14 protein-coding genes are annotated in these 13,433 nt (G+C 42.9%); 6 read left to right on the top strand and 8 right to left on the bottom strand.

The window, feature by feature from the left end; translation table 11 throughout:
* Nucleotides 1–33 precede the first annotated feature (33 nt).
* Both K5609_RS12000 and K5609_RS12005 read left to right on the top strand, forming a co-directional pair.
* Nucleotides 34–1,809, top strand: coding sequence for a sodium:solute symporter family protein (locus K5609_RS12000; protein ID WP_221073859.1), 1,776 nt, complete (start codon nucleotides 34–36; stop codon nucleotides 1,807–1,809).
* Between the two features lie 451 nt (nucleotides 1,810–2,260).
* The gene (locus K5609_RS12005; RefSeq protein WP_171356903.1) at nucleotides 2,261–2,776 is read left to right on the top strand and encodes a hypothetical protein; all 516 of its coding nucleotides are present in this window, start codon (nucleotides 2,261–2,263) and stop codon (nucleotides 2,774–2,776) included.
* A 63-nt stretch (nucleotides 2,777–2,839) separates the two neighbouring features.
* Here the strand turns inward: K5609_RS12005 and K5609_RS12010 are convergent, their stop codons facing one another.
* Nucleotides 2,840–3,760, bottom strand: a complete 921-nt coding sequence (locus K5609_RS12010) for a LysR family transcriptional regulator (RefSeq protein ID WP_221073860.1) — start codon at nucleotides 3,758–3,760, stop codon at nucleotides 2,840–2,842.
* A gap of 147 nt (nucleotides 3,761–3,907) precedes the next feature.
* Here K5609_RS12010 and K5609_RS12015 point away from each other — a divergent pair, with 147 nt between their 5' ends.
* From K5609_RS12015 to K5609_RS12025, 3 genes are all read left to right on the top strand, one after another.
* Nucleotides 3,908–4,150, top strand: a complete 243-nt coding sequence (locus tag K5609_RS12015) for a DUF2798 domain-containing protein (RefSeq protein ID WP_171356905.1) — start codon at nucleotides 3,908–3,910, stop codon at nucleotides 4,148–4,150.
* 36 nt (nucleotides 4,151–4,186) lie between these two features.
* Complete coding sequence (locus tag K5609_RS12020; RefSeq protein WP_042500184.1) at nucleotides 4,187–4,738, top strand: carboxymuconolactone decarboxylase family protein; 552 nt, start codon at nucleotides 4,187–4,189, stop codon at nucleotides 4,736–4,738.
* A gap of 89 nt (nucleotides 4,739–4,827) precedes the next feature.
* Nucleotides 4,828–5,424: a tyrosine-type recombinase/integrase gene (locus tag K5609_RS12025; protein WP_425514822.1), complete on the top strand. Its 597-nt coding sequence runs from the start codon at nucleotides 4,828–4,830 to the stop codon at nucleotides 5,422–5,424.
* A gap of 157 nt (nucleotides 5,425–5,581) precedes the next feature.
* On the opposite strand, the gene K5609_RS12030 is transcribed toward K5609_RS12025, so the two are convergent.
* The 6 genes from K5609_RS12030 to K5609_RS21850 all read right to left on the bottom strand — a co-directional run bounded on the left by K5609_RS12030 (nucleotide 5,582) and on the right by K5609_RS21850 (nucleotide 10,887).
* Nucleotides 5,582–6,283 carry an exonuclease domain-containing protein gene (locus K5609_RS12030; protein ID WP_221073861.1) on the bottom strand — a complete coding sequence of 234 codons (702 nt, stop codon included), beginning with the start codon at nucleotides 6,281–6,283 and terminating at the stop codon, nucleotides 5,582–5,584.
* Nucleotides 6,284–6,291: 8 nt separating this feature from the next.
* Nucleotides 6,292–8,157, bottom strand: a complete 1,866-nt coding sequence (locus K5609_RS12035; protein WP_221073862.1) for a putative nucleotidyltransferase substrate binding domain-containing protein — start codon at nucleotides 8,155–8,157, stop codon at nucleotides 6,292–6,294.
* Nucleotides 8,158–8,271: 114 nt separating this feature from the next.
* Nucleotides 8,272–8,598: a luciferase domain-containing protein gene (locus K5609_RS12040; protein WP_221073863.1), complete on the bottom strand. Its 327-nt coding sequence runs from the start codon at nucleotides 8,596–8,598 to the stop codon at nucleotides 8,272–8,274.
* Between the two features lie 39 nt (nucleotides 8,599–8,637).
* Nucleotides 8,638–9,678 carry a bifunctional transcriptional activator/DNA repair enzyme AdaA gene (locus K5609_RS12045; protein WP_221073864.1) on the bottom strand — a complete coding sequence of 347 codons (1,041 nt, stop codon included), beginning with the start codon at nucleotides 9,676–9,678 and terminating at the stop codon, nucleotides 8,638–8,640.
* A gap of 144 nt (nucleotides 9,679–9,822) precedes the next feature.
* Nucleotides 9,823–10,737, bottom strand: coding sequence for a dienelactone hydrolase family protein (locus K5609_RS12050; protein ID WP_221073865.1), 915 nt, complete (start codon nucleotides 10,735–10,737; stop codon nucleotides 9,823–9,825).
* Nucleotides 10,738–10,758: 21 nt separating this feature from the next.
* On the bottom strand, nucleotides 10,759–10,887 hold the full coding sequence (locus K5609_RS21850) for a hypothetical protein (RefSeq protein ID WP_281423320.1): 129 nt from the start codon (nucleotides 10,885–10,887) through the stop codon (nucleotides 10,759–10,761).
* Nucleotides 10,888–11,290: 403 nt separating this feature from the next.
* Here K5609_RS21850 and K5609_RS12055 point away from each other — a divergent pair, with 403 nt between their 5' ends.
* A complete protein-coding gene (locus tag K5609_RS12055) occupies nucleotides 11,291–12,220 on the top strand; it encodes a polysaccharide lyase family 7 protein (RefSeq protein WP_221073866.1) in 930 nt (309 codons plus the stop codon).
* An 85-nt stretch (nucleotides 12,221–12,305) separates the two neighbouring features.
* Here the strand turns inward: K5609_RS12055 and K5609_RS12060 are convergent, their stop codons facing one another.
* Nucleotides 12,306–13,328, bottom strand: a complete 1,023-nt coding sequence (locus K5609_RS12060) for a hypothetical protein (RefSeq protein WP_016403672.1) — start codon at nucleotides 13,326–13,328, stop codon at nucleotides 12,306–12,308.
* Nucleotides 13,329–13,433 lie beyond the last annotated feature (105 nt).

A 13,433-nucleotide genomic window follows, 5' to 3' on the forward strand; every position in this document is an offset into this window, starting at 1 on the left:
AAACCCATCTACTATGGAAGAGGAATAACAGAAATGGATTTAAACGTCCTGATTGTACTCATTTACTTTTGCTTTTTGATCGCCATTGGCTGGATGTTTAGAACATTTACCAATAACACCAGCGACTACTTTCGTGGGGGCGGTAAAATGCTCTGGTGGATGGTAGGTGCAACCGCCTTTATGACCCAGTTTAGCGCTTGGACCTTCACCGGTGCAGCTGGTAAAGCCTATACCGATGGCTTAGCCGTTGCCATTATCTTCGTAGCCAATGCCTTTGGTTACTTTATGAACTACGCCTACTTCGCGCCTAAATTCCGTCAACTTCGTGTTGTAACGGTAATTCAAGCAATCCGCATGCGTTTTGGTAAATATAACGAACAAGTATTTACTTGGTCTGGTATGCCAAACAGTGTGGTATCTGCGGGTATTTGGCTAAATGGTTTGGCTATTATCGCTTCAGGTATTTTTGGTTTCGACATGACCTGGACCATTGTTCTTACGGGTTTAGTGGTACTCATTATGTCTGTAACAGGTGGCTCTTGGGCGGTAATCGCATCTGACTTTATGCAGATGGTCGTGATTATGGCCGTAACCGTAACCTGTTGTATTGTTGCCATAATCCACTCCGGCGGCGTAGGCAACATTTTAGATGAGTTCCCGCGTGACTTCGTCATCGGTGACAATCTTAACTACGTAAGCATCCTAACGATTTGGGCATTCTTCATCTTTGTTAAGCAGTTCAGCATTACCAATAACATGCTTAACTCTTACCGCTACCTTGCCGCTAAAGATTCAAAAAATGCTAAAAAAGCCGCATTGCTAGCGTGTTGTTTAATGACCTTAGGTCCAGTAATTTGGTTTATCCCACCATGGTTCTTAGCAGGCCAAGGCGTTGACTTAGCAGCTATGCACCCAGAAATGGGCAGTAAAGCCGCCGATGCAGCCTACTTAGCCTTTGTTGAGCTATACATGCCAGCCGGTATGGTAGGTCTGCTAATTGCAGCAATGTTTGCCGCCACCATGAGCTCTATGGACTCTGGCCTAAACCGTAACTCTGGTATCTTTGTTAAAAACTTCTATGAACCAGTATTACGCCCAGAAGCTTCAGAAAAAGAACTAGTAGCAGTATCTAAAATCACTTCTACGGTATTTGGTATTCTGATTATTCTCTTTGCCTTGTTCATTAACTCCTTAAAAGGCTTAAGTTTATTTGACGCCATGATGTTTGCCGGTGCCATGCTTGGCTTCCCAATGACTATCCCTGCTTTCTTAGGCTTCTTTATCAAAAAAACGCCTGACTGGGCTGGCTGGGGAACCCTATTAGTAGGTGCTTGTGTTTCTTATATTGTTGGTTTTGTTATTGGCCCACAACATATTCAAGACTTCTTCGGCTTAGAACAAGAGCTTACTAACCGTGAGTGGAAAGATCTTAAAGTAGCAATTGCCCTAATCGGTCACATTACTTTAACTGGCGGCTTCTTTGTAATGTCTCAACTGTTCTACAAAGGCTTAAGTGAAGAGCGTTCAAAAGACGTAGATAAGTTCTTTAACAACTTACACACGCCACTTGTTAACGAATCAGCTGAGCAAGAAGTGTTAGATAACAAACAACGCAGCATGCTAGGTAAACTTATTGCAGCAGCCGGTGCCTTTGTAATGTTGTTAGTAGTATTACCAAACAGCCTTGGTGACCGCTTTGTGTTTATCCTTTGTGGTGCGATTATCCTCGGCGTTGGCGTATTGCTGATAAAAGCAAACACTAGCAATAAAAAGCCACCGCTAAACCAAGCTGTAGAAACCGAGTCTTAATAAGACCTGTAGCAACAAGGAACTGACCATTCCTTCTTTTGCAGTGTTTAGGGTGTTGGCCTAAACACTGCCTTTTTGCTTTTAGCCCCTAACAAAATCAACAGGCTTTAAGCCCTTCCCTTTCAGGTAGATAAACAAAAAAGCTAAGCACTAAGTGCTTAGCTTTTTATTTGTTACCGATGTCTTTATGCGTCGCTAAATAGTCAACTTCCCGCTCACACTATTTTCTACGGACAATAAAGGTTGAACATTACAATATAGCCTGAGCATTTTTTAGTTAAAATGCTTAGCCACCTAACTCATTGTTGCCCCAAAACGCTCTAGGAAGTAAATCTATATAATCCAATCTTTCATTTTTGCATGGATGAAAATCAAACTTGTCTATTTTTGAACTTTAGAATGTTTCGTAGGATAGTGCCATCAACTTGCTAATACATAATGAAGGTTTGAAATGAGCACATCACAACTAATTCTTGAGTTATCTCTTATAGGCACGATGCTACTCGTTACGGGTGTTTTTTTGGTTCGTAGTTATGACAAAACTGACAGCGTAGGCACAAAAATTCAAAAGATACTAACGGGTCTTCTTGGTGCCTTTATGGTGATGGCGGGAACAGTAAAATTCTTTGACCCGTTCACGACGATGTTTGCAAAACAAATTGCACTGAGCGAACTGCCTTTCCCAACTTTGTCTCGCTGGGCGGGGCAATTAGGTGAGATTTTTGCAGGTCTACTGCTGCTTGTAGTGATGATTGGTAATAAAGTTCTACCTGCGCCGATTAAAGATAAAGCGATGCAGTTATCAACGCTATTAACGACAGCAATTATGATTGTGGCTGTGTATGTTCACCTGCTGCCAAGTGTGCCAGCGGAGGTATTGCCACTTCAGTCTAAACCGCCTGTAATGACACTGATTATTCTTGGTTTAGCGTGGTTGAATACATTCCTATATTTTCGTAAAAAGTAATCACTAACAATACAAGCGCCAGATTAGTTCGTCTAGTCTGGCGTTTTTTCTTTCTGGTGACGATTAATCTCGTTCTGAGTTTATCGAAGCTAAGAACTCTGCCGATTGACCAAAGCGTTCAAAAATCATATCTCTAAAAGCTACCACTCTGGTCGCTATCAGTTTTCTGTCTGCCCACACCAAGAATGCTTTACCTGTAGGGCATTCAACGTCTGGCAATACCTCGACTAACTTTTTTCTTTCGGCAGGCTTTTCAAAGGCGGCTCTCGGCATCATACAGATCCCCGCACCTGCTAATGTTGCATCAATATTCAAGCGTAAACTGCTAACGGAATATCGTGGTTGATAGGGGATACTGATCGCTTTGCCATCTTCTTTTAGTTCCCAGTATGGCAAGTTATTCCCAGATAGTAGCTGATGATCAATCAACTCTTCTGCCCGCTCAGGCTGGCCATGCTTTTCGATATAGTTTGGGGATGCTGCAAGCATTAATGGTGACTCAAACAATTGGCGCTGTATTAAGTGACTGGCATGAGGTGGAATGGTCACAATCGCAAGATCTATCTGCTCATCAAAGAAACGCTCTGTGCCTGCACTAAATTGAATCGTGACGGAGACTTCTGGGTGATTCTGCATAAACTCAATCGCCATTTTTTGCAAAAAGTTATCCGCAAATGGCTCTGGGCAAGAGACTCGGATTTCGCCCGTTAATACTGGCTGGCTATTGGAAAGCTGCGTCCACTCATCATTTAGCTGCATAAAGAGAGCAGCAAAGCGTTGGTAGTATTCGTCACCTGCTGTGGTGAGTTGGAACTGCTTTGCATTACGGTGTACCAGTTTTTCACCCAGCTTATCTTCAAGGCTTGCCACTGCCCTTGATAGTGTTGGTGCTGAAACGTGGGTTTTAAGACTCGCGGCTGCAAAACCACCGCACTCGACAGATTGGCAAAACAGGTAGAGGTTAGAGATGTCCTTTGCTTTCATATTTGATCACTCTTGAGCGTTGTACTCTGAGTTAATCATTCAAATATGAAAGATTCAAGTTCAATGTTGTCTATTTTTGATTGAGAAGTTCAGGGCTAATATAACCCCATCAGTTAGCCAAACTCGGTTAAGTATAGAGAGTTAATCATGAAAAAACTTCCACGTAAATTCCAATATCCACTAATGGTTTCTATGGTTCTGCCTACTATGCTTCTTAGTATGCCAGCTATCATGGTTGCTAAGACACTCCCTGCAAATGGTGTGTTCTTTGATGCGTGGTTAAATGCAGTTTCACAAATGGTGCCATCTGCACTGTTAGTTTTAGCCCTTGTTGCACCAACGGTTCGCCTGTTCGTAACCAAAGTGCTGCTAGAGCCTGAAGTAAAATAAGTAAGCGTTAATAAGTCAGAGAATGGGAAAGAGAAAATGAGCGAATTTAAACTACACACTGTTGAGTCAGCACCGGAGAAAAGCAAAGCAATCCTTGAGGGCGCACAAAAGCAAATGGGTATGGTTCCGGGTCTTTACGCGGTAATGGCAGAATCTCCTCAAATTCTAACAGCATACACGCAACTGCATCAGCAATTTACTAACACGTCATTTGATGCGGAAGAACTAACGGTAGTATGGCAAACCATTAACGTTGAGCACGAGTGTCACTACTGCGTTCCTGCACACACTGGTATCGCACACTCGATGAAGGTTGACCCTGCACTGACTGAAGCACTGCGTAATGATGAAGCAATGCCAACTGAAAAGTTGCAAGCACTTAAAGACTTCACTCTAGCGGTAGTGCGTGAGCGTGGCAATGTATCAGAGGCAGACCTAACAGCATTCTTCTCAGCGGGTTACGGTCAGCAGCAGGTACTTGAAGTGATTCTTGGCCTATCGCAAAAGGTGATCAGCAACTACGTAAACCACGTTGCTCACACACCTGTAGACAAAGTATTTGAAAAGTTTGCTTGGTCTAAAAAATAGTCACACGAGCTAGATGTCATAGAGCGAACAAGTAAGTTCGCTCTTTCTTTACAAAACTTCCAATTTAGACGTCTGTTAGCAACAGTACAATGAGGGAGCATATGGAGTGCAAGAAAACGGGTGTAAAAAAGCCATTTAGATTGGAGGAAATTTGGCGGATTAGAACTCGCTTAGAGCTCAGTAATAATCTGATGGAACTATCTCTTCTTAACCTTGCAATCGATAGCAAGCTACGTTCGAATGACCTCTTATCATTAAGGGTGTCAGATGTTTCATCTAACTTCTTAGTATTCAACCGTGTTCAATATGTTCAGAAAAAGACTGGCAATGACGTTCAGTTTGAAATCACTCAGAGAACACAGCAAACGCTGAGTCATTGGATTAAAGACCAAGAACTTCAACCTAAAGACTACCTTTTTCCAAGCCCACGGAAGCCCCATCAATCTCTAAGCTATTCATATTACCGCCGAATAATTCGGAGTTGGGCACTTGCTTTAGGCCACAACCCTGATCTCTATGGCACTCATTCATTGCGCCGAACCAAGGCTACCTTGATATACCAGAAAACTAAAAATATTCGAGCAATTCAGCTTTTACTCGGGCACACCAAGATCGAAAACACCATCAAATATTTGGGTGTTGAGTTGGAAGATGCCCTACGTTTATCTGAAGAAATTGAGAGCTGATTGGTAAGGTTTAATTATCAAACATTGGCATATTAGAGCTTTTGCTCTGACTCATTTTTGTCCAAAAACGCGTCAAACACTGTTCAAAGTTAATTGTCGACTCCTTACTTTTTTAGGGGAGTGACAGGCATTTACGGTCAAACTATGGGCAACCTATTTAGTTCTTCACTAAAGCACTAATAACTTGCGGGGTTTGCGCATAAACACGTTTGCTTTGAGCAAGTAATAATTCAGCGGTGGCTACTGCATCTGCCAGTGCATTATGTCCTGGGTATTCTGGCAGCCCATAGCGTTTACGTACTGCAGCTAAACGATAGTCTCCGATTTTTTGACGATTTACATTCGCTAGTAAAGACTTTTCGATGCTTAAGGTATCAATCCATAACACTGGGAAGTGGCTATCTTGATAACGCTGCTGCAAATACGCTTCTATAAATTGTTGCTCCACGCAGCGACCGTGAACCAATAAAACTTTGTTGTGCATAGCTTTGAATAGCTTATCCATTGCCGCATCTAGGCTAATGCCCTGCTCTAACATCTCTGGCACTATTTGATTAATAACGGCGGTTTCGGCTTTTACCTGGGTGCCGCTATTTACGAAATAATGCTCTGCATCCTGCACGTTGATCCGCAAGTTTTTCATTGGCACAAAACCAATGCTTAAGATTTGATCTGTGCTGGGGTCTAAACCGGTGGTTTCTATATCAAAGGCTAAAAACTCTAGGTCTTTTATTAGCTCACTTTCTTTAGGTAGTTCAGACTTTAGAAGCTCAACGAGCTGCTTTGGTAACTGTGTAGAAGCTAAAGCCTTACTGCGCTGTTTAGTAAGTTTTGCTATGGGTTTAAAACGCTTAAACATAGCTAAAATTACTTCTCACTAAAACGCAGCTTGGCTGCATCTTGCAGATTACCAATAATTCTAAAGGCATCTTTTAAGTGTTCACGCTCAAAGTTACCAAAACTTTTAGGTGCGATGTAGTTGTCGGGTTGTTGCCCCTCTTTCAACGCTTTTAACTGATGGCGAAAGCGTAACTGGGTAATAAAGCGGTAAGCACCCAATACATCTTTAAGGGCATCATCACTCAAAATATGTTGCTTGGCTGCTTGGTTAAAGCGTTGCTCGGTGCCAGTATCATCGCTGTTTACTGCCAAGCCATAAATTCGGCCTAAATCGACAATCAGTAACAAAGCGTACTTTTTAATATCGAGCATTTCGCTGTGTTCGCCGCCTTTTTCTAACACCAAATTATTAAAAATACCCAGTGGTGGGTTAACCGAAACCGAGTCTGTCACTAAGGAGTTTAAAAAGGTTTTATTGTCATTTAGCAAACTGTACAAATACTGCTGCAATTGTTCAGACAAGCTGCCATCACCATGAATACAACGCACTTCCATAAATACCGTGGCGTTAAGCAACATGCTGTATTCTGGGTTAGAGACCCACTTACGGTAATACTCTTTCCACACATTAATGGGCTGACACCACTTAGGCGTAGCTGCCATAAATTTGCCACTACACAATGGGTAACCACAGCTATCCATCGCATTGCACACGTACATGGCTAAGTGAGTAAAGTAGATTTTGTCTGATTTACTCACGCCTTCTGGCAAAATAATTGCGCTGTCTTGATCAGAGAGCATGTGCACTTCGTTTCGGGCATGCGAGCCAGCAACCACCCAGGTATACGCACAAGGCGGTTTGCCAAGCTTTTGCTCAGCCATTTGAATAAGCCGGCGATTGTAAGCATCCATAATCATCGCCATTACGCGGCCGATTACTTCCACCCTTACTTTGCCTTCCACTAAAGCTTCAAAAATAGCTTGTCGCTCGGGAGTGAGCTTAGCTAGACCTTCTATGCTTTCGGTGTATTTGATCTTTTCAATAAGGAAAATCGCTTGTACCCGATGCTTTTGCACTAGGTGCGAGGTAGTAAGCAAGCCAAGCACCTGATTGTTTTCAACTACCGGTAAACTGCGAATATTGTGCTCCATCATTAACGAAGCTGCAGTAAGAATAAGGTCGTTAGGTTTGGTGGTAATGGCAGGTGTTGTCATCACCTCGCTGATGGGGCAGCTTATGTCATAGCCCTCTGCAATTACTCGCTTGGTCATATCTCGGTCGGTAATTAAGCCACTAATCACACCATTTTGTTTGATTACAGCGGTTGATGAACGGCATTGCTCGCGCATTTCTTTAGCCACCGCTTGAATAGACATGTCACCAGTAACAACTGCCACCGTACCGCTAGCAACTTCAGAGACTTTTTTGAAAAACAAACCTTTTTCATTGTCTGACCACACCACATTAAGCGCCGACTGCAAGCGCACTCGGGCTTTAGAAGCAAAGCTATCCGCATATTCTGGATGCTCTTCTAGTAACTGAGTGAGTTGGCTGTGTGGCACCATGTATAACAAGGTGTTTTCTATCGCCGTAGCACTGTAACCGTCTAATGCATCTTTAAGTGGCGCTAAAAAAGTAAAACCAAATAAATCTTCCTCACCTAACTTTGAGCGTAAAACTCCATTGGGTTTACGCTGCTCCATTGCGCCAGTGCGAATAATGTACAGAAAACACTCTTGCTTCTCGCTGCCAAAGTTGATTTTTTCGCCACGCGCCAAATAGGTAATTTGCACCGACTCCCCTATTTGGCGCTGCAATTTAGGTGGCAACAAATTAAAGGGATAAATTTGCGAGAGGAATTCAATAATATTTGGCAGTAGGGTTTGCGGCATGGTGATAACCTATAATCAGCAATAGTAGTATTATATTGCCATTTCGCGGAAATACTATGAGCTAACTTCAATATGTCGAGATATTAACCGCTTATAACTCACGGCCTAGAGCAACTATAGCTGAGATATTGCCAGCTTTACCAAGTCCTTTATCTTTTCTAGATCTTGCGAATCACTAAATGCTAGCTCTATCCATGCAGATCCTGCACTGCGTTTGGGATGGACAAGCGAGCGAACCGGCCTTACCAAACCCAACTTAGCAATGGTGTTTTTGCCTAACTTTAGATCAAGTTCATCAGATTGATGAAAATGAGCAAACTCACATTCTTTATAGCGAAAACCATAAAAGCCGCCTTTATCATTTGGCCAAAACACGCTACTCACGCCTTGTTGAGCTTCTAACCAATGGTGTAACTGTTGTTTTAAGCTTGATTGTTCCATGATAAAGCGCCCCTCCTTCTACCAGTAAAACAACAAGATTTAGCGATTTGTCTGCTCATGTTTTAACAGCCAATCTTTGCGGTGAATTCCCCCACCATAACCGGTTAACTGACCATTAGCGCCAACTACCCGATGGCAGGGAATAATGATACTAATGCGATTCTGCCCATTCGCCGATGCCACAGCTCTCACGGCATTAGGAATTTGAAGATATTCGGCTTGCTCCCCGTAACTGCGCGTTTCGGCGTAAGGAATGTCCATTAAGCCTTGCCAAACTTTTTGTCTAAACTCGGTGCTTGGGGTGTCTAGCGCCACCTCAAATTGTTTGCGGCTTCCCGCAAAATACTCTGTAATTTCCTGTTGAACTTGGTCCAAGTGCGGATTATCTCCTGGCAAAATCACCGCTTTTAATCGCTTGGTAAGATCGGCAAACTCGGTTTCTAGCATGCGTCTATCGGTAAACTCCAATAAACAAAGCCCTTTATCAGTGGCGCAGGCATACATAGGGCCGATAGGCGTAGTGAACCTCACTATATTTATAACCGCTTGGTTTTGTTCACTTGGCGCTCCGCCAAATACTTTTTTATAGCTGTCGTTAAAGCCACTCAGCGATTCATAACCGCTATCAAAGGCGCTATTGCTTACACTATCCCCTTGTTGAATTTGGCTAAAAGCTGAGTTAATCCGCAACATCCGCTGGTACGCGTGAAAGGTAATGCCATGATGTTTCTTAAACCAACGGCGCACTTGCGCTGGATCTAAGCCTCGCTCACGCAAGTCACCATCTTGAATTCGCGTGAAGTTGTCTTGTTGAAGGTCGTCCAATAACTGCTTAATACCTAAAGGTGCAGCATCCAGCGGCTGCATCGGTTTACACACCTTGCATGCGCGATAACCGTGCTGCAGTGCTTCTTGCACGGTGTCGTAGAAAACCACATTTTCAATTTTAGGTTTACGGGCCCTGCAGCTAGGTCGACAAAAAATGCCGGTGGTTTTAACCGCGGTATAAAAGACGCCTTCATACTGAGCATCTTTGCGACTCATTGCTTGATACTTTTGCTGAAAACCTAGTGCTTTCATAAACTTTTCACTACATAGAACAGACTTGGAACTACATTAACAAGTTTGCTGAGCAGCGCTACCGAAAACTGAACAAGTATTTTTAGCTAACGAATAGGACTAGCTTCACGTGGTGAAAACTAACCCTAAACAATATAGAGATAGCTAGGCTAAATGCTGCTCAAAAAATGCAATAGTTCTGTTCCACGCCAGTTCTGCATTCTCTTCATCATAGCGGCCAGTAGAGTCGTTATGGAAACCATGGTTAGCTTTTGAGTACATGTGCATTTCAAAATCAACCTTGTTGGCCATTAGGTCTTGCTCATACTCTGGCCACGTTGCGTTAACCCGCTTATCAAGTTCTGCTAATTGAATTTGTAATGGTGCTTTGATGTTGGCTCTAAGCTCTTTGGCCGCCGGCGTTCCATAAAATGGCACTCCAGCGTCAAGCTCACTGCCCATTCGCGCTGCGAGCATATTTACTACATAACCTCCAAAGCAAAAGCCCACCGCGCCAAGTTTACCATTGCTTGCATCATGTTTTTTTAGAAACTGAGCAGCAGCTAAAAAGTCCTGTTCAATTTTGCTGCGGTCTAATGACTTCTGCATGCTGCGCCCATCATCATCATTTCCAGGATATCCGCCTAAGCTGTATAACGCGTCAGGGGCAAAGGCTATAAAGCCTTGTTTAGCTAAACGTCTTGCCACGTCTTTCACATAAGGATTAAGCCCTCGGTTTTCGTGAATAACCAATACTACGGGTGCTTTGTCCTCTAAATTTGCGGGCATAACAAGATACCCTCTACCCTCACCGTAACCTTGGGGAGAAGCAAAAGTTGCGAAGCTTGCTTTAATATCAGGATCGTTAAACGACACTTGTTCAGCCAGCGCGTAATTAGGAAGTAAAGCCGACGATAACACCGCCATTGAAAAGCCAACTGCCGCCAACTTAGACAAACGAGCTAAAAAAGTTCGGCGGTCAATAAGTCCGTGTGCATATTCGTCATACCAATCAAATGCTTCTTGAGGAATAGAATAGGTTTGTTGAGTTGGTAGCGCTTCCGTTTTCGATGAATCCATATCTAGCTCCTTACCTTTACCTTAATGAATGACTTTAGACCAAATAAATTGTCTTGAACTCACTTGGCTGAGTTCTTCAGCCCTTGAATAACTAAACTGACTAAGCATAACAAACAGATTAGCCGCATGTGCATCAACAGAAAACTTCATGGTCTAAACCCATGACAATACTGAAAATGTCTTAGTTGCTATATATTTAGTAACCCACCTAGCCACTCCACACAAGTAATATTCCTCACTTGCATAGCTCTCTTAGTTCACCTCTGTTCGTTCACACTTGGCTCTCTCATTGCGGTGTACAACAGCGAACTTCAAGGGGACTTACAGGCTCAGCTTATAAAAACGGCATAGAGCCAATTTAAGAACAGCGCTATTTTTGTCGCCTGTCTACAAGCTTATTACTTTGTAGCCGCCCACATTTAAGAGCTTAAATTCGGGTCTAATCCAGTTTGATGTCTCAAATAATTAACGCGCTAATTGACCTTCTTTTTTTGAGAAGCATCATGAGCATATTGTAGTACAATAACTCAAAAAGAAAGCTATAGGTAAGCGAATGAAAATAAAAACTCTTGTTGTTATGATGCTAGGCGCGCTAAGCACCAGCCTATCTGCGGCCACGACTACGCCAGCAGAAGTATTAGATCTATCTTGTTGGAAAGTAACCTTACCAGTGTCTTTGGACAATGGTGACCGCCCTACAGAGTTTAGCGAGAAAGAGATTGCTAAAGGCGCAATGCATGAAGATTACTTTTACGTAGACGAAGCTAAAGATGGTGTGGTTTTTCGCTCACCGATTCAAGGCATTAAAACCTCTAAAAATACCAAGTATGTTCGCTCAGAACTTCGTGAAATGATGCGCTGTGGTGATACTAGCCATAAAACAAAAGGCGTTAATGGCAACAACTGGGTATTTAGTCATAACGAGTCGGCTGAGTCATTAAAAAATGCGGCGGGTGTAGACGGTAACTTAAAAGCGACCTTATCTGTCGATCACGTCACCTCTACCGGTGAAATTTGGCAACAAGGTCGAGTAATTATTGGCCAAATTCATGCCCCAGATGATGAGCCAGTTAAAATCTACTACCGCAAACTGCCTAACCATGAAACGGGTTCGGTATGGATTAGTCATGAGCCAAATGGTGGAGACGACATAATTTTTCCGATGATTGGCCCAACTAAGCCAAATTACTGGAAGCAAAAAGATAAAGATATTCCAAAGTCATACAATGATGGTATCGCCTTAGGTGAAAAATTCTCCTACGAGATTGATATTAATGGCTCTGACATGACGGTAACGATTAGCCGCGAAGGTAAAGCCGACGTTGTACAAAAGGTTGATATGCAGAACTCAGGCTACGGCTTGAAAGATCAGTGGATGTATTTTAAAGCTGGTGTTTATAACCAAAACCGTTCTGGCAACGCAGAAGACTATGTTCAAGCAACCTTCTACAGCTTAGATGTAAGCCACGGCTCTGCTAAATAGTTTACCAACTAACCAAAACGAAAAACGCGTTGAAACAAGCTTCAACGCGTTTTTTTGTACCACCTAAACAGCCCACCTTTTGTCACTAAAAGCGTTTACCAACGCTAAAGCGGAATAGATCAGCATCATCTTGGTGGCCTTTACGATCAATCACTCGGCTAATACTTACACCCAAATAGCCATCTTCAAAAAATGACCAGCTAGGATAATAGTTAGCCCCAAAGCTAATAATTCCTTTTAAGTCGTAGGCACTAGTATGCTCAACTTTATCAAGCACAAAATAACCTCCACCGCCCATTCGTCCTTCGAAACGCTTGCCTAAAGGAATCACCTTCCATAGCTGCGTTGAAATACCGCTGCGGTCGGTAGCGCCGTTGTAGCCCCCTTCGTCGATGTATCCTAGCGATAAAGCTAAATTATTATGAAAGCGTTTTGCCAAATCAAAGCTGTATCCAACCTTTGTTTCCGGGCCACCATGATTAATTTTAGTATTGATAATCGACACCCAAGCATCATCAAACCATTGGTAACGCGTTTCCTTACGCTGATAATCGGAGTTATCGATATCCCAGCCCACTCCAATCAACAGCGAGTTGCCATTAGGTCGTGCAGCCATTAGGTAGCTATTTAATTGCAAACGTAAGTGAGCGCTTTCGCTAAAGCGTTTTAAAGGATAGATAAACGCTAGAGTACTCATCGCCCCTAGGCGTTTTTCGTTTAACTCCAATCCTGTTTCATCAATAGTGGTGTCAAATGACATGTACGGCCCAGCGCCAAGCTCTAAACGAAACCAGTCCGTTGGAACGTATACATAAGTGGCATGTGCGGAAAAACCATCTCGGTGGTGATTATAAGGATGCCCTTCGTTGGCATGAATTAAGTCTACCCGCCAGTTTTTATGAAAGTGCTGAGCGAAACGAATATCAAAGGAGCGAAACTGTTGCTTCTTTTGCTCATCGCTTGCGCCATCATCTAAGTGCGTAATACCACTACCTCCGGTAATTGAGAAGTAGCTGTCAGCCTCTGGTTTAAGCAAAGTTTTTGCATGCAGTGTTGGAGAGACAAACACCGCAAGAGCGAATAGAACAGCAATAGAAAATTTAAACATGAGGACGACCAATAGCAGCTAAAGATTTAAAATACAGCAACTTAGCCTACACCAAAGCTCATTATCATTGTCGCTAGAATACTGCATATATTAAACTTTGAAGCT

Origin of the sequence: Agarivorans aestuarii, assembly GCF_019670125.1 — a bacterium.
Classification (GTDB): domain Bacteria; phylum Pseudomonadota; class Gammaproteobacteria; order Enterobacterales; family Celerinatantimonadaceae; genus Agarivorans; species Agarivorans aestuarii.